This is a genomic window from Erysipelatoclostridium sp. An15, assembly GCF_002160675.1.
Lineage (GTDB): Bacteria > Bacillota_I > Bacilli_A > Erysipelotrichales > Coprobacillaceae > Thomasclavelia > Thomasclavelia merdavium.
This window is the reverse complement of sequence record NZ_NFLA01000027.1, coordinates 1-25,064: the sequence shown is the minus strand read 5'-3', so window position 1 is coordinate 25,064 and position 25,064 is coordinate 1. Positions and strand designations below refer to the sequence as shown.

Annotated in this window: 19 protein-coding genes; 9 read left to right on the top strand and 10 right to left on the bottom strand. The window is 30.3% G+C overall.

Annotated features, from left to right (window positions below):
• Positions 1–33: 33 nt before the first annotated feature.
• The 5 genes from B5E92_RS09355 to ychF all read right to left on the bottom strand — a co-directional run bounded on the left by B5E92_RS09355 (position 34) and on the right by ychF (position 8,515).
• Positions 34–4,278: a 2-hydroxyacyl-CoA dehydratase gene (locus tag B5E92_RS09355; RefSeq protein ID WP_087301581.1), complete on the bottom strand. Its 4,245-nt coding sequence runs from the start codon at positions 4,276–4,278 to the stop codon at positions 34–36.
• 9 nt (positions 4,279–4,287) lie between these two features.
• Positions 4,288–4,719, bottom strand: coding sequence for a MarR family winged helix-turn-helix transcriptional regulator (locus B5E92_RS09350; RefSeq protein ID WP_087301579.1), 432 nt, complete (start codon positions 4,717–4,719; stop codon positions 4,288–4,290).
• A gap of 327 nt (positions 4,720–5,046) precedes the next feature.
• On the bottom strand, positions 5,047–6,408 hold the full coding sequence (locus tag B5E92_RS09345) for an O-antigen ligase (protein ID WP_087301577.1): 1,362 nt from the start codon (positions 6,406–6,408) through the stop codon (positions 5,047–5,049).
• 194 nt (positions 6,409–6,602) lie between these two features.
• Positions 6,603–7,415 carry a class B sortase gene (srtB, locus tag B5E92_RS09340; RefSeq protein WP_087301575.1) on the bottom strand — a complete coding sequence of 271 codons (813 nt, stop codon included), beginning with the start codon at positions 7,413–7,415 and terminating at the stop codon, positions 6,603–6,605.
• Positions 7,415–8,515 (bottom strand): redox-regulated ATPase YchF, encoded by a 1,101-nt coding sequence (gene ychF / locus B5E92_RS09335; protein WP_087301573.1) that lies wholly within the window; start codon positions 8,513–8,515, stop codon positions 7,415–7,417. The genes srtB and ychF overlap by 1 nt, the downstream gene beginning before the upstream one ends.
• Positions 8,516–8,622: 107 nt before the next feature.
• Here ychF and B5E92_RS09330 point away from each other — a divergent pair, with 107 nt between their 5' ends.
• The 7 genes from B5E92_RS09330 (at position 8,623) to B5E92_RS09300 (ending at position 15,649) form a co-directional block, all read left to right on the top strand.
• Complete coding sequence (locus B5E92_RS09330) at positions 8,623–8,847, top strand: Smr/MutS family protein (RefSeq protein ID WP_087301570.1); 225 nt, start codon at positions 8,623–8,625, stop codon at positions 8,845–8,847.
• Positions 8,848–8,855: 8 nt separating this feature from the next.
• Positions 8,856–9,335 (top strand): phosphatase PAP2 family protein, encoded by a 480-nt coding sequence (locus tag B5E92_RS09325; protein WP_087301568.1) that lies wholly within the window; start codon positions 8,856–8,858, stop codon positions 9,333–9,335.
• 13 nt (positions 9,336–9,348) lie between these two features.
• Complete coding sequence (locus tag B5E92_RS09320; protein WP_087301566.1) at positions 9,349–10,341, top strand: DUF6930 domain-containing protein; 993 nt, start codon at positions 9,349–9,351, stop codon at positions 10,339–10,341.
• 2 nt (positions 10,342–10,343) lie between these two features.
• On the top strand, positions 10,344–11,441 hold the full coding sequence (locus B5E92_RS09315) for a M50 family metallopeptidase (protein ID WP_087301565.1): 1,098 nt from the start codon (positions 10,344–10,346) through the stop codon (positions 11,439–11,441).
• Between the two features lie 173 nt (positions 11,442–11,614).
• Entirely contained in the window at positions 11,615–12,439 is an 825-nt protein-coding gene (locus tag B5E92_RS09310) for a helix-turn-helix domain-containing protein (protein ID WP_087301563.1), read from the top strand.
• A 66-nt stretch (positions 12,440–12,505) separates the two neighbouring features.
• Positions 12,506–13,963: a prolyl oligopeptidase family serine peptidase gene (locus B5E92_RS09305; RefSeq protein WP_087301561.1), complete on the top strand. Its 1,458-nt coding sequence runs from the start codon at positions 12,506–12,508 to the stop codon at positions 13,961–13,963.
• 357 nt (positions 13,964–14,320) lie between these two features.
• A complete protein-coding gene (locus tag B5E92_RS09300) occupies positions 14,321–15,649 on the top strand; it encodes an MATE family efflux transporter (RefSeq protein WP_239406441.1) in 1,329 nt (442 codons plus the stop codon).
• 34 nt (positions 15,650–15,683) lie between these two features.
• On the opposite strand, the gene B5E92_RS09295 is transcribed toward B5E92_RS09300, so the two are convergent.
• The gene (locus B5E92_RS09295) at positions 15,684–16,493 is read right to left on the bottom strand and encodes a MerR family transcriptional regulator (protein ID WP_087301559.1); all 810 of its coding nucleotides are present in this window, start codon (positions 16,491–16,493) and stop codon (positions 15,684–15,686) included.
• A gap of 160 nt (positions 16,494–16,653) precedes the next feature.
• Between B5E92_RS09295 and B5E92_RS09290 the strand changes: the two genes are divergently transcribed.
• A complete protein-coding gene (locus B5E92_RS09290) occupies positions 16,654–17,430 on the top strand; it encodes an SDR family NAD(P)-dependent oxidoreductase (RefSeq protein ID WP_087301556.1) in 777 nt (258 codons plus the stop codon).
• A gap of 15 nt (positions 17,431–17,445) precedes the next feature.
• The gene (locus B5E92_RS09285; protein ID WP_087301554.1) at positions 17,446–18,666 is read left to right on the top strand and encodes an OFA family MFS transporter; all 1,221 of its coding nucleotides are present in this window, start codon (positions 17,446–17,448) and stop codon (positions 18,664–18,666) included.
• 66 nt (positions 18,667–18,732) lie between these two features.
• On the opposite strand, the gene B5E92_RS09280 is transcribed toward B5E92_RS09285, so the two are convergent.
• The 4 genes from B5E92_RS09280 to B5E92_RS09265 all read right to left on the bottom strand — a co-directional run bounded on the left by B5E92_RS09280 (position 18,733) and on the right by B5E92_RS09265 (position 25,029).
• Positions 18,733–20,448 carry a carbon starvation protein A gene (locus B5E92_RS09280; protein WP_087301552.1) on the bottom strand — a complete coding sequence of 572 codons (1,716 nt, stop codon included), beginning with the start codon at positions 20,446–20,448 and terminating at the stop codon, positions 18,733–18,735.
• 144 nt (positions 20,449–20,592) lie between these two features.
• Positions 20,593–22,335 carry an ABC transporter ATP-binding protein gene (locus B5E92_RS09275; RefSeq protein WP_087301550.1) on the bottom strand — a complete coding sequence of 581 codons (1,743 nt, stop codon included), beginning with the start codon at positions 22,333–22,335 and terminating at the stop codon, positions 20,593–20,595.
• Positions 22,328–24,046, bottom strand: coding sequence for an ABC transporter ATP-binding protein (locus tag B5E92_RS09270; protein ID WP_087301548.1), 1,719 nt, complete (start codon positions 24,044–24,046; stop codon positions 22,328–22,330). The genes B5E92_RS09275 and B5E92_RS09270 overlap by 8 nt, the downstream gene beginning before the upstream one ends.
• 47 nt (positions 24,047–24,093) lie before the next feature.
• On the bottom strand, positions 24,094–25,029 hold the full coding sequence (locus tag B5E92_RS09265) for a TRM11 family methyltransferase (RefSeq protein ID WP_087301546.1): 936 nt from the start codon (positions 25,027–25,029) through the stop codon (positions 24,094–24,096).
• Between the last annotated feature and the right edge of the window lie 35 nt (positions 25,030–25,064).

Below are 25,064 nucleotides of genomic sequence, written 5' to 3'. Positions count from 1 at the left end.
AACTTACAATTCATCTTCTCTATTTTTTATTTATTAATTTGCATTTTCTTGTTGAGCTTTTAAGTTTTTAAAGGCTGTTGATAGCATTAATTTGATACGATTCAACTGGTTAACTTCACTAGCTCCAGGATCGTAATCAATAGCAACAATGTTACTTTGTGGATAAGCCTTACGTAATGCTTTAATAGCTCCTTTTCCAGTAACATGGTTTGGTAAGCAGGCAAATGGCTGCATACAAACAATGTTTGGTGCTCCTGATTCAATTAGCTCAATCATTTCACCTGTTAAAAACCATCCTTCACCAGTTTGATTTCCAATTGATACAATCTGGCTTGCTTTTTTAGCTAAGTGATCAATTGGTGTTGGTGGATCAAATCGTTTTGATTTTTTCAATGCCTTGATCATATCATGACGTAATAAATCAACAAATTTAATTGCTAAGTTGCAAAGACGGACACTATTTTTAGAAGCATGGAAATGCTTATTTTCAAAATCAGTGCTATAGAAACAATATTGGAAGAAATCGATTAAGTCTGGCATTACCGCTTCGCCACCTTCTCTTTCAACAATATCAACAATTTCGTTATTTGCAGTTGGATGGAATTTAACTAAAATTTCACCTACTAAACCAACACGTGGTTTTTTGATATCTAAAATTGGTAATTTATCAAATTCTTTAACGATTTGATAAACATTTTTTCTAAACTTAGTAATACTTCCATCTCTAACATTTTCTTGACAGCGTTCTACCCATGATTCATATAAAGCATTGGCGCTTCCTGGTTTTGCTTCATATGGACGAACACGATATAACACTCTCATAAATAAGTCACCATACATTGCTCCAATAATTACTTTTTTAGCTAATGGCAATGTAATTTTAAATCCCGGATTATTTTCTAACCCTTGTAAATTGGCAGAAATTACTGGCACTTGTGGCATTCCAGCATCTTGAAGAGCTTTACGAATAAAAGCAATATAGTTAGTTGCACGACAACCACCACCTGTTTGCGAAATAATGACTGCAGTTTTATCTAAATCATATTTACCACTTAATAAAGCTTCCATGATTTGTCCAGTTACTAAAATACTTGGATAACAAGCATCGTTATTTACATATTTTAAACCAGCTTCAATAGCCCCTTTATCGACAGATGGTAAGACAACTAGATTATAACCTGACTCCTGCATTGCTGTTTCAACAAACTGGAAGTGAATAGGTGACATCTGTGGACATAAAATTGTATATCCGGCTTCTTTCATTTCTTTAGTAAATGGTACCTTCAATGGTTGGAATTTTGGATAAATCATTCGATTTACTTTTTCTTGTTTTAAAATTGTTGCTTTTAAAGAACGAATTCTAATTCTAATTGCTCCTAAGTTGCTTCCTTCGTCAATTTTAATTAAAGTATAAATTTTATGGCGGGCTTTTAAAATTTCTGCAACCTGATCACTTGTAACGGCATCAAGTCCACATCCAAATGATGTTAACTGAATTAATTCAAGATTTGGTTGTGTTGAAACAAATGAAGCAGCTCGATACAATCTTGAATGATATGTCCATTGATCAACAACCCTTAAATTATCAATTTCTTTATCTAAATGACAAATACTATCTTCAGTAAGAACCGCCATTCCTTCAGCAGTAATCAAATCAGCTAAACCATGATTGATTTCAGGGTCAACATGATAAGGACGCCCTGCTAAAACAATACCAGTCATATTATTTTCTTTTAAATAATTAAGAACCATTTCACCTTGTTCCTGGATATCTTTACGACATTTTGCCAGTTCATCAAATCCAGCATCAATGGCTTCTTTTAATTCTTTATCACTTACTTTAAAAGCACTTAATTCTTCTTTTAAAGTACTAAATAAAGTTTTAGGATTACTTAAATCCATAAATGGATTACGATAAATAATATGATTACCTTCTAAATTATCAACATTATTTCTAATAACTTCAGGGTAAGAAGTTACAACCGGACAATTGTAATGATTATTAGCAGTGTCAAATTCTTTACGTTCATAAGCTAAACTAGGATAGAAAATATATCTGATTCCTTTTTCAATTAAGGCTTCAATATGACCATGTGAGATTTTTGCTGGATAACAAACACTCTCAGATGGAATAGATTCAATTCCTTTTTCATAAATAGCTTTTGTAGAACGAGGTGATAAGACAACTCTAAATCCTAATTTTGTAAAAAATGTATGCCAAAATGGATAGTTTTCATACATATTTAAAACACGTGGTATCCCGACAGTACCTCGTTTAGCTTGTTCTTCAGTTAAAGAACGGTAATTAAAGACACGACGATATTTATAGTCAAATAAATTTGGTAATTTTTTAGATTTTAATGGTAAATTAGCCCCACGTTCACAACGGTTACCACTAATATATTCACTATTATCATTGAATGTCGATACTGTTAACATACAATGGTTAGTACATTTTTGACAGTAACGAATTTCACTTTCACATGTAAATTCATCTAATTGCTGACGTGTTAATAAAGTTGATGGTTGTCCATTATATTGTTCATGAGCTAAACGAGCAATACCAAATGCTCCCATCAATCCTGCAATATCTGGACGAATAGCATTAACACCAGCTTCTTTTTCAAATGCTCGTAATACTGCTTCGTTATAGAAAGTTCCACCTTGAACTAAGATACTATTACCTAATTCTTCTTTACTACGAAGTTTAATAACTTTGTATAAAGCATTTTTAATTACTGAATATGATAATCCGGCACTAATATCTTCAACTTTAGCCCCTTCTTTTTGAGCTTGTTTTACTTTAGAGTTCATAAAGACAGTACAACGACTACCTAAGTCAATTGGTGCTTTTGATTTTAGTGCTAATTCAGCAAACTCACTAACTTCATAACCTAATGATTTTGCAAATGTTTCAATAAAAGAACCACAACCACTAGAGCAAGCTTCATTTAATAAAATGTCTTGAATAATGCCATCTTTGATTTTGATAGCTTTCATATCTTGACCACCAATGTCTAAAATAAAGCTAACATCTTCTTTAAAATAAGTTGCTGCTTTATAATGAGCCATCGTTTCAACTTCACTCATATCAACTTTCATAGCCGCTTTAACTAAAGCTTCACCATAACCAGTAACCCCACTATAAGCCAATTTAACATTTTCAGGTAAAATGTCATAGATTTCTCTAATTATTTTTTGGACTACCCCTAGTGGGTTACCTTCATTTGAATCATAAAATGAATATAGAATTGAATCATTATCATCGATTAAAACCGCCTTAGTTGTAGTTGAACCAACATCTAATCCTAAATAAGCATTACCGATATAACTACGGATATCATTTTTTCTTACTTTATCGATGTAATGACGATGTCTAAATTCATTTCTTTCTTCATCATTTTTAAATAACGGCTCTAAAGTATTGCCATTTGATAACTTACTTTCATCAAGATTTTCTAATCTATTTAATAATGTTTCTACATCAGTTTCATTATTTTCATCTTTAGCTAATAAAGTAGCTCCCATAGCCACAAATAATTGTGAGTTTTCAGGGAAAATAATTTCATCATCTTTTAAGTTCAATGTTTCAATAAAACGTTGTCTTAATTGATCAAGGAAATATAACGGTCCTCCTAAAAAGGCAACTTTCCCTCTAATTGGTTTACCACAAGCTAAACCACTAATTGTTTGATTAACAACAGCTTGGAAAATTGAAATTGCTAAATCTTCTTTATTAGCCCCATCATTAATAAGTGGTTGAATATCAGTTTTTGCAAAAACTCCACAACGAGATGCAATCGGATAAATAGTTTGATAATTTTTAGCTAATTCATTTAATCCTTGAGCATCAGTTTGTAATAATGATGCCATTTGATCAATAAAAGCTCCAGTTCCACCGGCACATGTTCCGTTCATTCTTTGTTCTAAAGAGCCCTGGAAATATGTGATTTTAGCATCTTCTCCACCTAATTCAATCGCCACATCACATTCAGGAATATATGTTTCTACTGTTTTTGTACAGGCAATTACTTCTTGAACAAACTTTATGCCTAAACATTCTGATAATGCTAGTCCTCCTGAACCAGTCATTACCGCTGTTATTTTTAGATTACCAAATTTTTCTTCTACTTCTTTAATCAAGCTTTTAATAGTAGCTTGAATATCTGAATAGTGACGTTCATATTTTGAAAAAATACATTCATCATTTTGATCAGTAATATAAATTTTTATCGTAGTTGACCCAACGTCAATTCCCATGTAATACTTCTTATCCATTTTGTCCTCCTACTCTAAATTCCTTTTCATCTTACCAATAATTCTTATAAATTCATTAATTTCTTCAGGCTCTAGGTTTTTTGTTAAAGTATGTTCCATCTCCTGAATATATTTTTCTAAAGTATCTTTAAATTCTAATGCCTTAGGAGTTAAAATAATTTTTTTTAAACGAGCATCATAATCAACTCCAACCCGCTTAATAAAGCCGTTGCTTTCTAAACAGTGTAATAATCCCGTAACAGTTGAACGACGTACATTAAAATTAACCTCTAAATCTTTTTGAAAAATTTCTTCATCTTGATGATCATATAAATAACATAAAAATAATCCTTGCGGTCCTGTTAAATTACAATCAAATTTATGACTGCTAATATCATTTAAATGACGACCTATTAAATTAGCTAAAACTCTTATTTCTATCCCGATTATTTTCTCTTCCATACCATCACTCCATTTTGTTAGGACGCTAACATTATATACTAATGTCGATATATGTCAACGGATATGCATCAAATAATCGCCATTTTTTTATTATCTAGATAAAAAAAGACCACTATCATATTTAGTGATCTTTTAACATAATCTAAAATTATTAAAAACCATATTATTAATGAATGATTTTATCAGCAATTTTATGGCGTTCCCTTTTTAAATTTCAATCGTACAACGGTAAAGCCAGAGAAATACCAATTATACCAATAATCCCTATAACAATTCCTTGATAAAAAACTGCTGACAAACTTACTTGCCAACAGTCTAAAATCAGTTTTACTGATTTTCTTCCTTTTTTATAATTCGCTGATATGTGTATAAATATCCCAAAAAGCACCAGGCTAATGTTGCCGATAAAGAATAAATATAGAAAACACCATAATCAGTTAGCCCACCAATAAACTCGCATAATACAATCATTGTAAACATCTGAACAATAAAATACATACTAGTTCCCTGACTTTTCTTTAAAACATTAAAAACCATCATAACACTTTTAACAAAGAAAATGACAAAAATAATAAAACCAATAATTCCTGTCGCTACCAATGCTTCTAAAAAAACATTGTGACTATGAACAACCTGGATTGCCCAATAGTCTAAAACATCAGTTTCCTGACTTCCTATCTTTTTAAAATTATTAGCTCCAATTCCAATAACTGGTTCACTATGCCATATTTCTAATGCCGTTTTAGTTAAAGAAATTCGTCCATTTGAAACCTCATCAATGATTTCTAAGCCTTGATTAAATTTTTCACTATCACCAGAAACAATTAACTGCCCTGCTTCGATTAACTGATCCATTTGAAAGCGACTTGTTTCATGACGAGTTATATTACCGACCGAAGGAATAACTTCAACTAATTGTTGACCAATTAAACCTGTTCCGGCAATAACAACCACTAATCCACTAACCATTAAAACTCGTTTTAAATTACTATATGGTCGACGTCTAATAAAAAAATAGTAACCAACCATAATAATAATAACTATCAAAATAATCAATGCCATCCGACATTTGGTTAATAAAATATAAATAAATTGAATAAAGATATTCAAAAAATACCAAAAACGACCTTTAAACTTTTCCCTAATAGCAATAAGGGCTAATACGATTGTCATACAAGCTAAAAATGCCGCCGGATTACTATTAAAATAGATTCCTGATAATCGTCCTGCACTAACGCCTAATTTCCAGCCATTAGCTAAACTAGAAAAATGTGCTAAATACATACCAATAGATATCGTCGAAGCAACGCCTACAAGAATATTTACTAACACAGTAATCACTTTGACTTCTTGACCAATTTGTTCTTTGGTCATTGAAAGTGGGTTGTTAAAAATGACAAGATATATCACTAACTGCATTATTGCAATTACATAAGAGTTTAAATCACTATATTCATTAACAATAGTTGCCAACAATAAAATAAGCCCTTGAATAATCATTAAAATACTATAATTTTTCGTCAAGCGAAATTCTTTTTTATAAATATCATGAATAATGATTACAACGGCCCAAATTAATAACGGTATAAACAAATAATTTATTTCAATCCCTAGATAACCAAGAGCAAGGGTATTTATAAACATATAAATTATAAAACATAATTTAAAATACTTTCGATTAAAAACCATTTTCAATTTCTCCAATACATTATCTTTTATTATACCATTTATTAAAAAAATTAAAACACTCCCCTATTAAATAAAATCCCATTTACAATAATATCATAAACTAATAGTTACTTTTATTTTTACCGATATTTAACATTGATTACCTATTTTTCACTAAAAAAACTGTTGATAAATTATCAACAGTTCAATATCCTTTATTCCATTTTTTCAGTAGCTGGATTAATTCCAGATTTATCTAATACAGCATGGACTACATTTCGTTTGCCACTTTCACTACCTGCAGAAGTACAAGTTGAAAGAGTAATAACTGGACTATTAGCAGATTGATCAAAATCAACACTAATATCACTTGTACGAAGCATCTCTTGATAAAAAGATTGAATATCTGTAATCGCAGTATTATATAACACGCTTTGTTCCGGAATAATATGAGCAGCTACTACTTTATATCTACTTACAGTTCCATCTGGTAAATAAATATATACATATGGATGTTCATCAGCAAAAGATTGATCAGTATATGATTTAATGTTATTAAACATAGAACCATTTTTCATGTTATGACCATATATTACAGTATTTAAATCAACAAATGGGTTGGCATTTTCACTAGCAATGAAAATTGAACCAGCTCTAAATTCCTTTTTATCAATATCACTATGAATATAGGTATCGTTAGTTTCTCCTTGTAAAATCGGATAGCTAACATTTGTATCAGGTATATCGATCCATCCTTTAACATCAGGATTACGAGCTAATAAAGCATCAAAATCAACAATTTTATAGCTTTTAGAATCCTCAGTATTTTCTGTTACATAAGTTTCTTCAATCTGAGCATTACTATCATCCATCTCTTTATATTCCCATAAGATCGATGCTAGATTATAAGCACTATAACAAAATACACAAACACATACTAATAAAATTAATTTTCTGATTAAATCTTTGAAACCGGCAGGTTTAATTCTTTCTATTAAAGTCTTTTTTTCTTTTTTTGATCTAGCCATTAGACATTAAATTTAAACAACATGATGTCACCATCTTGACCAACATATTGTTTTCCTTCTTGACGAATCTTGCCAGCTTCTTTTAAAGCATGTTCACTACCATATTCCATTAAATCATCAAAGCTATAAGTTTCAGCTTTAATAAATCCTCTTTGGAAATCACTGTGAATGATTCCCGCCATTTCTGGTGCAGTCATTCCTTCTTTAAAAGTCCAAGCACGAACTTCTTGAACTCCAGCAGTAAAATATGTTCTTAATCCTAATAATTGATAAGCTTCTTTAATTAACTTATCCAAACCACTTTCTGCAATCCCTAATTCTTCTAAGAAGATTGCTTTTTCTTCTCTTTCCATACCAACTAATTCACTTTCAATTTTGGCACAGATAGGTACAACATTTGCCCCTTCTTCACTAGCAAATTTAACTACTTCATTGTAGTATGGATTGCTATTTGGATCTTCAAGATCTTCTTCACCAATATTTGCAACATAGATAATTGGTTTCATTGTAAGTAATGTGTATTGTTTTACTATTGCCATTTCTTCTTTACTAAAATCAATTGTTCTAGCTGGCTTATTAGCTTCTAAAACACCTTTAATTTTTTCTAGGATTGCAATTTCTTCCTTAGCTCCTTTATCTCCAGATTGAGCTTTTTTACCAATTCTTCCAATTCTTCTTTCAACTGTTTCTAAATCAGCAAAGATCAATTCAAGATTGATAGTTTCAATATCTCTAATTGGATCAACATCACCATCAACATGAGTTACATCTTTATCTCTAAAACAACGAACAACTTCACAAATTGCATCAGTTTCACGAATATTTCCTAAAAACTTATTTCCTAATCCTTCACCTCGACTAGCTCCTTTTACTAGTCCTGCAATATCAGTAAAGCCAAATGTTGTAGGAATAGTCTTTTTAGGTTTAAAAATTTCTGTTAATTTATCTAATCGATAATCAGGTACTTCAACAACCCCTACATTAGGGTCAATAGTTGCAAAAGGATAGTTTGCAGCTTCTACCTGAGCATTTGTAATTGCATTAAATAAGGTTGATTTACCGACGTTTGGTAAACCGACAATTCCGGCTGTAAGTGCCATTTTATATCACTCCATTCATATGCTATATTCTACTTAATATCTAACTAAATTGCAAGATGGTTTAAATGTTTGTATAATAGTTTTAAATAATATAAAGGTGGGATTTAATGCTTAATAAAATTGATATTCATAACTGTACAACAAGTGAAGCTAAAGTAATGCTTGATAATTATATCGACAATTTAAGTCCATTAGTTAGTGAAATAACGGTAATCCATGGTTATTCTAGTAAAGTATTACAACAATATGTTCGTAAACAATATCATCATAAACGCGCTAGACGTAAGATTTTAACTATGAATGCTGGTGAAACAATAATTTTATTAAAATAGGAGAGTTTATGGAAAATTTTTATCAATCAATGTTATTTAACATCAAAAAACATCTATTTTTAAAAAATACTTTTATTAACTTTACACGCTATATTCCAGTAATAACATTTATTATTTATCCTGTTGTAATTATTTATTTATTTTTTACTAATAACCCATTATTACTAGAAACAATTATTCGCCCGTGTATTGCTTTTACTGTAGTAACTATCTTTAGAAAAATAATTAATCGTAAAAGACCATATGAAGCAATGGATATTGAACCACTTATTAAACATAAGCAAGGAGAATCTTTTCCAAGTCGCCATACTGTAAGTGCTTTCGCTATTGCTTTTGCCTGTTTAAAAGTTTCTTTACCACTTGGTATCGTTATGTTATTACTAGCAATCACTGTCAGTTTATCACGGATACTTTGTGGCGTTCATTATATCAGTGATGTAATAAGTGCTATTGTTATTGCCTTTATTATTGGTTTTATAAATATTTAATAAGGAGAAGATTATGGAAAACAATTTAGAAACATGGAAAAAACTATATGAAACAACTAAAATCTGGTCAACTAAAAAACCTTGGTTATCCCTTGAAAGCAATGACTGGATTCAAATTGAATTTGATAATATGGAATCAATCTATTGTACTATTATGGGAAGCTTAGGGGAGTGTATCGGTCTATCAATCTATCAAGGGGATGCTGGTCTTGCTGATTTGATTTCAATTTCTAGAGAATATGATGATATTGATTTATCTACATATATGATGTTCGATCAAAACTGTATTACTCTTTATATGGGAAATCGCGATGAAGTTCCAAAACATCAAAAAAACATAATTAAACAATTAGGTTTACGTTATCGTGGTAATGGTAATTGGCCATATTTTCTATCATTTAAAAAAGGATTTATGCCATTTGATATCGATGATAATCAAGCTGCTTTACTAATAAAAGTTATGGAAAAATTACTAGAAATCGTACCATATTATCAAAAAGGCAAAATTGATGTTGAGTTTGAAGAAAATGAAATGATTTATGCCCATATTGAAAATAATCAATGGCAGTATGAAGCTATCTGTATCCCTGATATAGATAAATTTGTGGCAGTTATTCCTGAAAATGAACAGTTAATGAACAAATTAAAAGCTACTAGCTACAATGACAATGAACTTATCATAGATATTAATTATGCAGCAGGCTTTGTAACTGATCCTGACTACTCACAGCCGATTAATCCATTACTTGTTATTGTTTTTGATAAAAAAAGTGAAATGATAGTTTTTCAAGAAATGTTAAAACCTGACGATGATGAAATTCAACTAGCATTAGATTTTTTAGTTAGTTATATTCTACAATACGGTAGACCACGAACTATTTATTTCAAAAATCCAATTGTCTGGTGTGCGCTATCAGAGTTATGTATCCAATGCAAAATTGCACTTAAGATTAGTAAACTACCATTAGTAGATGAATATTTTGAAACAATACGTAATATCTTATAAGCATGAAAAAAATTTGGCAATCAGTAATTCAAATAATTTTAGCTGCTAGTGCTGGTTTTGTTATTGGATTTATCCTAGCTTCCAGTTTTCCTAAACAATATTTATTAGCGTCAATTTTAATTTTTATTGTTTCGTTATTTTTTATCTTTCCCCTGGCAATTATTATCCACGAAAGTGGACATTTAGTTATGGGGTTATTGACTGGTTATCGTTTTAGTAGTTTTCGTATTGGCAAAATATTAATTCTTAAACAAAATAATCATTTAAAAATTAAAAAGTTTTCAATAAGCGGTACTGGTGGGCAGTGTTTATTAATCCCACCATCATACCGCTCTAATTTTCCATTTTTCTTTTATAATGCTGGTGGTGGAATATTTAATTTATTAACTGCTATATTAGTTGTTGTTTTAATCAATGTCTTTGATTTAAACTATGTTATTAAAATAATTGTAATAACACTTGGAATTGTTAATGGATATTTAGGTTTAATTAATTTAATTCCTTTGATAATTTCTCTTCCTAATGATGGTTATAATATTTTATCAATCATTAAAGATACGGAAAGCCGTTACTGTTTTTATGCACAATTAATGATTAGCTATCTACAAACAAATAATGTTCGCTTTCAAGATATGGACGACAGCTTATTTGAAATGCCTGCCAATGCGAATTTAAATAATCCATTAAATCAATTTGTTTTAGTTGCCCAGATTGATCGTTTGCAAGAGCAATTAAAATTTGATGAAGCTAAAATATTAACTGAAAAGATTTTAAATGAATGTAAATTAACTGATTATTATCGGAATTCTCTTAATAGCGAATACTTGTTTTATTTATTGATGGAAAATGCAAATAGTTCTAAAGTAAATGATTTATATTATGAAATTGAAAAGTTCTTAAAACAAAGCTGTAAAACTAATCTAAGCTGTCAAAGAACTTTATATGCTTATCAGCTTTTAGCTGTTAAAAATTATCAAGAAGCACAGAATTATTTAAATCTATTTAATCAAACAATAAAAACATATCCTTTTACTACAATTATTGAAACAGAGTTAAAGATTATTGAGTTGATTAAAGAAAAATATCATACTTCGTTTTAATGTTATAAATATTTTATTTTTCATAACAATTACACAATATAATCAATACATTCAATTAGTAACTTTCAATAAGAATAAAATATTTCTTACTTTTTTAATAAATAAATTGCTTACTAATAATATTGAATAAATTATAATTTAAATAAAGGCTAAATGACACATTGGAGATATATATGGAAAAAATTTATTATGAAATAACTAATACAAAAGGTAATATTCCAATTGCAATATTTTATCATTATAAAGCTCCGATTCAATCTGTAAAAGCACATTGGCATCGAGCATTGGAATTAACATTAAATTTAGAAGGTACAGTTGATTTTTATAACGGAAATCAATTTGAAACTCTTCATGAAAACGAAGTTAGTATTTCTAATAGTGGGGAAATTCATTATTCAATTCCACATTTTGATTGCTATGAAGATAAAATTGTAGGAATCACGTTACAAATAAACTATGATTTTTTAAAATCATTAATACCCGATTTAGAAGAAACTTACTTTAAAATAAATAATCCAAACATACAGACATCAATTGCAAATAGTATACTAAAAATCTGTAAATTATATGATAGTAATAATAACAATAGATATATTAAAATATTTTTACAACTTTTAACAATAATTGATTTATTATATGAGAATTGCCGAACCAAATATAAAAATAAAGCAACTAAAAAAACAAAAGAAATCCTTAACTATATTCATTTAAACTATAATCATGACATTCACTTATATCAAGTGGCTGACTATTTTGGATACTCTCGAGAGTATTTTTCAAGAATGTTTAAACAAGAAATAGGTTTATCTTTTAAACAGTATTTAGATAATTATCGAATCGATAAATCAATCCAGTTATTAATAAATTCGAATCAAACAATTTTAGAAATCGCTTATGCTACTGGCTTTACAAATGAAAACCAATTTATCCAAACATTTAAAAAATATTATCATCTTACACCTGGTAATTTTAGAAAGTTACTTTTCGAAGATAAATAAGTCAACAATTTTGTATATTTCTCTCTTGTTCATATTTTATAATACTGACAAGAAAGGAGAAAAAACATGAAAAAAACATTATCTTTTTTATTATCTTTATTTACAATACTAACTATTAGTATTAGTCCTGTTCTAGCAACTGATAGCAAAACTGTAATTCCATTTGATTTATATTCAACTGTTTATAATTATGGAGAGGCTGTTGATAAAATTGTTTTGGATACTACAGATTTAAGCATTGATGAAACAAGCTTAACAACTGATATGTTTAAAGTATATGCTACAGCTACCACACCATATACTGATAAAGATATTGTAGATATGATTGAAGCAGATGGTCTAGTTCACTGCGGCACTTATGAAAATGTTGAAAGGGTTATAGATCAGATAAACTTTCTAGATGGAAAAATCATTTTAAATCTAAATACAGTCAAAGATGGTAGTGGTCAAAGCACATTAGATTTTACAGCTAATTTTGAAACACTAAAAGGATGTAATTTATCATTAGATATTTCATATCGTATTGAACTAACTAAGCCATTAAAACTTAGTGATGGTACAGAAATCGAAAGTACTAACCTAGAATTCAAACAAAATGAAAACATCCATAATAATGAAATTGAAAAATTTACTGCAGGTGAATACGGTGGTTTAAAATACCAATTATATACACCAGAAAATGATGGCAATAATCATCCATTAATCGTGTGGCTTCATGGTGGTGGCGAATCAGGATACAAAGGAATATTGTATAACAATGTTTCACAATTAAAAGCCAATCGTGGTGCAGTAACTTTCACAACTGATGAAGCACAAAATATTTTTGGTGGGGCATATGTTTTAGCACCACAAGTGCCTGATGAATGGTCAGATCATTTACAAGATACTAAATCATTAATTGACAAAATTATTGCTGATTATCAAATCGATAAAAATCGAGTTTATGTCTACGGATGTTCTGCTGGTGGCTATATGACATTAGATTTAGTAGTACATAATCCTGGCTTCTTTGCAGCTGCTGTTGCAACCTGTCCTGCAATTGATCAATCAAATATCAATACATATGGGGAAGGCAGAAAAATAACTGATGAAGAGCTATTGTCCATTAAGAATACTCCTTTATGGTTAGTTCAAGCTAAAAATGATGGGACTGTTAAATATGAAGAATCTGCATTAAGAGTATATAACCTACTAAAAGACTACAATCCTAATGTTATTTTAACCACTTATGATAATGTCCAAATTGGTGATGAAATTTATTCAGGAGGACACGAGTCTTGGGTATATACAGCACTAAATATGCCTGAATACAACGGCGAACATGTTTGGCAATGGACAGCAAGACAAATATTAACTTCTCAGCAGGTACCTGCAACAGAAATTCAAAAACCGAATGATATTAATTCAGTTAATGCTGTTAAAACTGATGATAGTAGCATTCCAGAATTATATCTATTAATGTTAAGTATTTCTAGTACTTTTATGATTTGGTATACTTCTAAAAAGTTTGTAAAAAATATTTAATATACAAAAAAGTTAAAAAGTACGCTAAGGATTCGATATTAAAATTTCGAATCCTTTTAAAATTCTATGAGGAGAAATCATATCTAGGAGCACTCTCCTCTTTCTATTTTTCAAATTCATTTATTTCACCATTATCATCCAAGTCATCATCAAACTTAAATATCTTAAGCAAATATTTTTCCATAACAATAGATAACCAAACAATCAGATTATAAAAAACAGAGAATAAGAACACATCACCAAATTTTATAACATCTTTTTTATAATTCATTTTAAGCATAGAAACTATTTATTATAGGTATTAGACATGAAAAATCAGGGCTTATATAATTAAGGTATCAAGGGGGCTGATATCTTATGATGTTTTCAAATAAACAATTAACAAAATTAATCTGGCCATTAGTAATCGAACAAATCTTAACAATGATTGTCGGAATGGCTGATACTATGATGGTATCTTATGCCGGTGAAGCAGCAATTTCCGGTGTTGGATTGGTCGATATGATCAATAATCTTATCATTACTGTTTTAGCGGCTATTGCTACTGGTGGCGCTGTAATTGTCTGTCAATATCTTGGTAGTCAAAAAAAGGAACAAGCAAATTTTGCCGCTAGTCAATTAATGACGATCACAGCAATTATTTCTATTGCTATTATGGTACTATGCTTAGTTTTCCATCGTGGTTTACTACAATTATTTTTTGGTTCAATTGAAGCTGATGTTATGAATGCTTGTATAATCTATTTTCTAATTACGGCTTTATCTTTTCCTTTTTTAGGTATTTATAACTCATCTGCTGCAATCTTTAGGTCAATTGAAAAAACTAAAGTAACTATGTATATTTCTTTATTAATGAATATTATTAATATCGTTGGAAATTACATTGGTGTAATCATCCTTCAAGCTGGGGTTGCCGGTGTTGCTTTTCCAACATTAATATCAAGAATTGTTGCAGCAATAATTATGTTAGTTTTATCTTTTAATCATGAAAATCCAATTTATATCAAAACTAAAGAGGTTTTCGCTTTTAATACCACAATGATTAAAAAAATATTACAAATCGCTGTACCTAACGGTATTGAAAATGGTCTTTTTACACTAGGAAGAGTTTTAGTAACAAGTATTGCTGCAGTCTTTGGAACAAGTCAGATTGCTGCCAATAGTGTCGCTGGAAGTATTGACCAGATAGCAGTAGTTGTAGTTAATGCTATTAACTTAGGGATCGTAACAGTAGTTGGTCAATGTGTTGGTGCCAATGATTACGATCAGGCAACATATTATATTAAAAAACTAATGAAAATATCTTACATTATCACAGCAATAATTGGTGGTGTTGTTATTCTTGCTTTACCAATATTATTGAACTTATATTCATTATCTGAAACTGCTAGAAATTATACTTATATTTTAGTTATTATGCATAATATCATGGCATTTGCTTTACATCCAACTTCATTTGTTCTTCCTAATGGATTACGCTCAGCTGGCGATGTTAAATACTCAATGTTTGTAGGAATAATTTCAATGTTAATATTTAGATTAGGATCTGCTTACTTATTTGGAATTATCTTTGACTTAGGCATCATTGGCGTATGGATTGCTATGGGGGCTGACTGGGCTTGTCGTTCGGTATTGTTTATGATTAGATTTGTTAGCGCTAAATGGAAAGAATATAAACTTATCTAAAAATAATCAACTCACATCGCTTGATGTGAGTTTTTTATTCGATTGGTATCCAGATATTATGCCAGTTAAAATATTCTTGATCTGGCTTACACATTGAAACAATTTGAGTAATTATATCACCAGCTAGTTGTAAATTATGCTTTTTCATATACTCAAATGCCGGATTTAAAACCTGATATGTTAAAAATTGGCTCGAACGTGATGAAATACACATATATAAACATTGACATGGTGGATAGTATTTAACATATTCTGTTTCTTTAATATCAAGAAGCTGCGCAAATTCTTCTTCAACGCCAACTCCAAAATAAAAATCAGTATTTTGTTTTTCAACGTTTTCTTTAGGAAATAGTGCAGTAGAAAAAATAAACGGAACTTTTTGACAAAATTGTTTTAATGCTTCCTGCTCTTTTTTTGACAAAAACAAATTATAACATTTTTGGCTGTCAATACGATAAATTCCAGGACGCATTTTTAGTTCTAGCTGATGGTCTTGTTTTTTAGCGTCATTTATCAAAGAACGATTAGCTTTTAATTTTTTTAAAATATTCATTTGATAAATAATATTTTCTTGAATTATTTCTTCTTGTTTTGATAATAGATCATCTATTTTTTCAATACTTTCCTTCTGGAGTATTTCTTTTACCTGCTCAATATTAAAACCAAACCCAAGATAACAACGAGCTCTTATAAGCATATGCAAATCCCATGCGGTATAGTAGCGATAGCCACTATTTTCATCATGAATAGGCTGGATGATATTCTTTCGTTCATAATAACGAATTGTTTCAGCAGTAACTCCTAATATTTTTGCTAATTCACCAATAGTATATGTCGTATACATTTATCTTCCCCAACTTTCAAATTATTTTAAAGTTAATGTCATTATTTTACCATATTTTCTATAAAATTTTACAATATAACAAGCAAAATAGCTAATTGACTTTAAAACTATTATAAGGATTATACTAGTTACGTGAAAAAAATAACAAGGGAGGATTAATATGAACGATAAAAAAGTTGTCCTAATTACCGGAGGAGCAATGGGACAAGGGCGTGGTCACGCTTATAAATATGCAAAAAATAATTTTGATGTGGTTTTAGCAGATATGTTAGAGCCTGAAAATGAACATTTTCAAGAAACGATCAAAGAATGTCAAAATCAAGGTGCTAAAGTTCTAGCAATGCGTTGTGACATTACTAATAACGAAGATATGGAAAAACTATTTAGTAAAGCCTGGGAAACATTTGGGCGTTTAGATGTTGTTATCGCTAACGCTGGAGTTATTAATTTTGGATACACTTGGGAGTTAACTGATGAGCAAGTAGAAAAAGTGATTAATATTAATTTAATTGGAACTTGGCGAACTGATAAATATGCTGCTAAATATATGTTAAAACAAGGGTTTGGGCGAATTATTAATATTTCTTCGACTTCAGGATTGTACGGAACTCCAAAGCTAGCAACTTATTGTATGTCTAAGTGGGGCATTATCGGTCTTACTAGAACATTAGCTAAAGAAGTAGGTTCTAAAGGAATAATTGTTAATGCTTTATGTCCAACTAAAGTAAAAACTCCAATGTGCGAAACAATGGATTATGTTGAATTCATCAATGAATTAACTGGTAATAACTTTACATCTGTTGAAGAAATGTATGCTGGGGTCCCATTTTTAGACGTTGAAGACATTATTGATATGGTTTATTGGATGGGAACTAGTCGCGAAGCTGGAAAATTTAACGGTCGTGATATTCCATTAGATTTAGGAACTTTACAATAATGGAGGATTAAAAGAATGAAAATTACTAAAGCAACTCGCTGGCGTGTTTTTGCGGGAGTTTGGATACAAAGTTTATTTACATCAGCTACTGCTTTCTTTAGTTTATTTGCATTACCATTATGCGATCAATTTGGTTGGAGTAGTTCTGATTTTTCAATGGCTTATACTATTTATATGTTTATTTATTGTGCTGTTGGCTTTCTAGGCGGAATTTTAGCTGAAAAACTCCAGCCACGAATCGCCATTTATATCGGATTAGCTTTATTTGCAGGAGGGTGGATCTTAACTGGTTTTGCTAATACAATTCCATTCCTTTATATTGCATATGGCTTTATCGCTGGAGCTGGTGCTGGGATGATTTATCCAGCCTGTTTACCAACAGCATTAAAATGGTTTCCTGATAAAAGCGGATCTATTTCTGGTTTAGTTCAAGCTGGAGCTGCTTGTGGTCCATTTATCATGTCACCAATTGCCCAAATGTTAATTGACAATTATGGGGCTCAAAGTGCTTGTAAAATTTTAGGAATTATCTTTTTAATTGGGGTTGGTCTAGTAGCCTGGATGATCGTTCCTTGCCCTGATGGCTGGACTCCTGAAGGATGGGTTCCATCTACTGAACAAAGCAAAGAATTAAACACTAAAGATTACAATATTCCTCAAATGATTAAAACACCAATTTTCTGGGTTCTGTTATTAATGTTTATTTTTGCTAATGCTGCTGGTACTATGATGGTTAGTGCCACATCACCAATTGCTCAAAATCAAATTGGTTTATCAGCAATGGATGCTGCTCTATGTGTAAGTTTAATGACTTTATTTAATATGTTTGGACGAATTGCATTCGGCTTTATCTATGATAAATTAAAAGGCTGGAATTCTCTGTTACTAGTTTTAGTTATTAACGGTATTTCAATGTTAATGTTAACTCTTGCTGATTCTTATATTTATTTCATTTTATGTATTGCTTTAGTTGGCTTTTCTTTTGGGGGGCTGCTAGTTGTCTTTGCACCAATGGTTAAAATAATCTTTGGCTCAAAATATTATAATCGTAATTATGGATTGATTTTTATTGGATATGGTATTGGAGCTTTTGTCGGACCAAAAATTTCAGCCAGCTTCTATGATGCAACTGGATCATATGTGATGGGATATCTAGGCTCTGCTATTTTAGCCGCATTAGCCATTGCATTAATATTAATTGCTAAAAAAATGTCTGATAAAATGTTAAATGATTAAAAAAATCGTGATTTTATTTCTTATAAAAAAAGTGCTAATCCTAACAATTAGCACTTTTATCTTTAATTACGCTGTTGCTTTTTTAGATTCAAATAATTTTTTGAAATCAAAGAATGCTACTAATACACCTAAAGCAACTAACAATACTGCTACAATTAATTGTAATCCGGATGTCAAGAAATCAATTGTTCCTGTTGTCATCCATGCAGTAACAATGTTATAAATTGACATTCCTAATGAAGTTAATGTTACAACTAACATTAAACACATTGGAATATATAACATCCATCCTTTTCTTCCAGTTACCTTTAAGAATACTGAAATACTAATTAATACCATCGCAGCTAATAACTGGTTAGCTGATCCAAATAATGGCCAAATATTGTTGTAACCACCTAAAGATAATAAATATCCACAGAATAATGAAATTAATGTAGCTACATATTTATTTGTTAAAAATTTATTTATTCCAGATTGTTCTTGACCAGGTTCTATTTCAAAGAATTCTTGGAATGATAAACGACTAATTCTTGCTACAGCATCTAATGAAGTTAATGCTAATGCTGAAACAAACATTGTCATAATACAAATTCCCCATTCTTGAGGTAATCCTAATTGAGAAACAAAACCAGTAACCCCAACTGCAAATTGAGTAAATGGAGTAGCTCCACCTTCAACAGTTACCATTGCTGTAAGTTGTTGATTTAAAGTACCATCGGCAATTAATGAAGATAAAGACCCAACTACAACAACAACTAAGATTGCTAATAATGATTCTAATAACATTGAACCATATCCAACTTGTAACATATCTTTTTCATTTTCAATTTGTTTACTGCTTGTTTCTGAAGAAACCAAAGAGTGGAATCCAGAAACTGCTCCACAAGCAATAGTTACAAATAATGTTGGGAATAAGTAACTTCCACTATCAGTTACAAATCCAGTAAATGCAGGTGTAGAAATAGTTGGATTGTAAATAAGCACACCAACAACAGCTGCAATGATCATTCCTACAAATAAGAATGTAGTTAAATAATCACGAGGTTGTTTTAATAACCACATTGGTGTAATTGATGCAAAGAAAATATAGACAAACACTACATATAACCATGTTGTTTTATCAAAATAAATTGGAAAAGCAATTCCTACTGCTAACATCAATAAAATCAAAACAATTCCAATAGCCGCTTGTAATTTACCACTAACTTTGAATTTTCTTAAAAAGAAACCAAATCCGATTGCAACAACAATGTACAACATTGAAATTGAAGCAGCTGAACCATTAGCAGCAACTTTTGACCCATCTGCCCCAAAGCCATTAAATGTACCAGCTACCATATCGGCAAAAGCTGCAATTACAAGTAATGTAAATAACCAGCAAAATAAAAAGAATAATTTTCTTCCTGTTTTACCAATATATTCTTCGATAATTCCGCCCATCGATTTACCATCAGATTTAACTGAAGCATATAATGCCCCAAAATCTTGAACAGCACCAAAGAAAATACCACCTACAAGGATCCATAAAACAGTTGGTATCCAACCAAACATCAATGCCATAACCGGTCCAGTTACTGGCCCAGCACCCGCAATTGAAGAAAATTGATGTGCGAAAACATTCCATTTATTACTAGGTACATAATCAACGCCATCATCATTCTTAATCGCAGGGGTTTTAGCATTTGGATCAACTCCCCATGTTCTTTCCAAATAACGCCCGTAAACAACATAAGCAACGATCAAAACTACCATTGCGATAACGAGCAATACTAAACCATTCATTTTTCTTCCCCCTTAATATTGTTAAGAATAAAAATACACTTGTAATTCTTATTTGTCAATATAATAATTTATTTTAATAAATTATTTTTAGAAAAAAGATAAATATTTTCATTTTTTTTGTTAAAAAGATTAAAAACAGTCATTTTATTGACTGTTTCCTAAATTAAACTGACTATGGTATAGATTATAATAATAACCATGTTTAGCTAACAATTCTCGATGCGTTCCTTGTTCTAAAATACGACCTTTATCCATTACTAAAATAACATCAGCATTTTTAATCGTCGATAAACGATGGGCAACAATAAATGTCGTTCTTCCTTCCATCATAATATCAAAAGCTTCCTGGATTTGTAATTCAGTTCGTGTATCAATCGAACTAGTCGCTTCATCTAAAATCAACATCGGTGGTTTAGTAAGCATAATTCGAGCTATACAAATTAACTGTTTTTGTCCTTGAGAAAGATTGCCACCATCTTCTTCTACTAACGTATCATACCCTTCTGGTAACTTCATAATAAACTTATGAACCCGGGCTTTTTTGGCCGCAGCAATTATTTCTTGATCACTTGCATCACTTTTTCCATAAGCAATATTTTCTTTAATTGTCCCTTTAAAGATCCAAGATTCTTGTAAAACCATTCCGTATAATCGTCGTAAATAATTTCTTTCCATATCTCTAGTATCAATGTTATCTACTTGGATAGTACCACTGTTTTGATCATAGAAACGCATTAATAAATTTATTAAAGTCGTTTTCCCACAACCAGTTTTACCAACAATAGCAACTGTTTGTCCTGGTTTAGCTTCTAAACTTAAATTTTCAATTAATGATATATCAGGATTATAGCTAAAACAAACATCCTTTAAACAAACCTGTCCACTGATATTTTCAATCGTTTGCGGATCAGCAACTGGTTTTTCAACTTTTTCATCTAATAATTTAAATACTCTTCCACTAGCTGCAAGAGCAGTTTGCATTTCTGTCATTACTGAAGAAATTTCATTAAATGGTTTAGTGTATTGATTAGCATATGTTAAAAAGCTCGATAGTAATCCAACACTAAAATGCCCATTTAAAACACTAATTGCCCCAAAAACACCAACTGCACCATAAACCAAACTGTTGACTATTCTTGTTGTAGGATTTATCAAAGCACCATAAAACTGTGATTTAACGCCACTAACATGCATCCGCTGATTAATTTGTGCAAATCTTTGTTCATTTAATTCTTCATAATTAAATGCTTTAATCAAACGTTGATTACCAATCATTTCTTCAATATATCCATTCATATCACCACGAATCTCTAATTGTTCTTGAAAATATAAATGTGTTCTTTTAACAATCAATGAAGCTACTAAAAGTGATAACGGTGTTAAAACAATTACTACTGCTGCAATCGTCAAATTAATTAAACACATAATAATAATTGTCCCTACGATCGTTGCAATTCCTGTAAACAAGCTAGTAAAACTTTGCAATAAACCACTGCCTATTAAATCAATATCATTGATAACTCGTCCAATAATATCTCCATGAGGATGTTGATCAATATATTTTAGTGGTAATAAATGAATCTTTTCAAAAATTCGATCTCGTAAATCATTAGTAATATTATAAGTTATTTTGTTTGTTAGCTGTGATAATATCCATTGTACTATCGACCCAGCAATAATTATTAAAACAATAAATAACAATTGATTTATTAAAGCATTAAAATCAACTTTACCTACTCCAATCAATAAATCAATTGCTTGACCAAATAGAATTGGAGTAATCAGTGTTAAACAAACACTTATAAAAGATAAAACAAAAATCCCAATTAAAATAATTCGATACGGTTTACAATATGTAATTAAACGCATAATAGTTTTATTATCCATGTAAATCACCATCCCCACTATGCTGAGAAGCATAAATTTCTTGATAAATCTGGCAATTCTTCATCAAATTTTCATGACTATCATAGCCAACTAATTCACCATGATATAAAACAAGAATTTTATCAGCCTGTTCAACAGAAGCAATTCTTTGTGAAATAATAATTTTAGTCATTTGCAATTTCTTTAATTCCTGACGTAACCTAAAATCGGTAGCATAATCAAGAGCACTTGAACTATCATCTAAGATTAAAATCTTGGGATCTTTTACTAAAGCCCTAGCAATAGTTAGACGCTGTTTTTGACCACCAGATAAGTTTTTACCACCTTGGTCAATAAATGTATCTAAGCCTCTTTCTTTATCTTCTACTAATTCTACTCCCTGTGCAATTTGTAAAGCCGTCATTAATTTTTCATCACTAGCGTTTTGATTACCTAATTGCAGATTTTCTCTTATCGTTCCTGAAATCAAAGAAGCATACTGAGGTACAAAACCAATGAAACTTCGTAGTGATTGTAAATCATAGTCTTTAATTGGCTTTTCATTTAAATAAATTTCTCCATTATTAACATCATAAAAACGAGCAATTAGATTTACTAAAGAAGTTTTACCTGCACCAGTTCCGCCAATAATACCAATTGTCTGACCTGTATAAATTTTAAAATTAATGTTTGTTAAAACATTCTTTTTATTATAAGCAAAATCAACATTTTTAAACTCCAAACAAACCGGTGTATCATTCCAATCTGTTTCATTAGATAAACTTGTAATATCAGGATTAGTTTCTAACACTTCAAATATTCGTGAATAACTAGCTCCAGCTTTATTGTAAATAGAGATAACATTTGCAAAAACAATCAAAGCTAAAAGAATTGAATTCATATAATTAACTAAAGCAATAACTTCACCTTGTGATAATCCACCAATATTTACCTGGACCCCACCAAAATAAATAATTAATACAATTGCGACATTTACGATCAATTGTGTAAAAGGATTCAATAACGCCTGAATACTCCCCACTTTAACTTGAATATCTTTTTGACTTTTAGTTTCCTGTTTAAACTTATTAATTTCTTTGTCTTGTGAAGCAAAAGCTCTAATAACTCGAATCCCATTTAAGTTTTCACGTACAATTAAACTTATTTGATCAAGTTTTTGTTGGACCCGATTAAAATATGGCATTGAAACTATTGTAATTAATAACATGACAATTGCTAAAATTACTGCTCCACAAACAAAGATCAAGGCTAATGGACCACTGATTAAAAAGGCTAAAAATAACGAACCTAACATAATAAAAGGAGCTCTTGATGTTAAACGAATCGTCATAGCAATTGCTAATTGAATTTGAACAACATCATTTACTAATCGAGTTACTAATGTTGGTGCATTTAATTTATCTAAATTGTGATGATCATAGCGATTTATCTGATGATACATATCCTCTCTAAGTTTAGTCCCTACACTTTGTGATGTTACTGATGCATAATATTGACATATCAACGCAAACAGATATCCAATAACAGCTAATGCCACTAATATTAATCCCCGTGATAAAATATAATTTTGATCATTATTAGCAATTCCAACATCGATAATATCAGCCATTACTAGTGGTACTAATAATTCTAAAGCGGCTTCAGCTATCTTGGAAACAAATCCGCCAATAGCTGGAAACCGATAATCTTTAATGTATTTTAATAATTTCATTGTTACCCTCCCAACTATAAATAATTCTAGCCAATTTACTTTATAATTTAGCTGCAAACATAAATATAGCGCCCAAATTTATTTTTTTCGCCCTTTCTTCGAAAACAACTATCGTCTATATTATATCCAGCCTTAATAATTTCACCAGACATTTCTTCAAATGTAACTATCACTAGTCGATTACAGATTCTTCTTGATGATTCAATTATCTGGCACTGCTCTTGATAGCTAATTGGTGTATATAAATTATAAGGTAAATCAATTATGGCAACATCATAATGTTTATCCAAATTATGAATACTTACCTTATTAATTAAATACTCATTATAACCATAGTATTTTAAGTTTTTTCGTGCTTGCCATGATATTTCCCGAGAAATATCAAATCCCTCAATATTTAGTCCTAGTGCTAATCCTTCTAAAACTACAGTCGCCATTCCACAACAAGGATCAACTATTTTTAAGCTTTTATCACCTTGATAGGCAATGTTAACTAACGTTCTAGCCAGTCTAATATCTAACGAGTTAGAAAAAGTATTCGGTTTATCATCATGTTTTTTCCACGATGGAATACCATGATGATAATAGCCACAAAGCCATAATTGATTCAACTTAGTAATTGCAATAATATGTTTAGGTTTAGACATATTAACAGTTCCTTCAATAGCCCAGGAAATATCTTTACACTTCTGCAATGTTTCTTGATAATCAACATGGCTAATTTCATTTTTTAAATAAATAACCTTAAATTCCTCAAACTCATAATGCAATTGTTTAACTTTCTCTATTAATCGATCAAAGTTTTTATCTACAGACCAAATATCAACCTTAGCTTTCATAAAAACACTTTGATCAACACTATAATCAATATTACTTAAATAATATTTGCTTAAATATTCTTCTTTAAATAATGCCCGAAATTCTAATGCACACAAATCACGTTCTTCAGGCGGATAATTGAATACATATAGGTACTTTTCCATTACTTCTCCTTATTTGTAACCACTTTAATTTTATG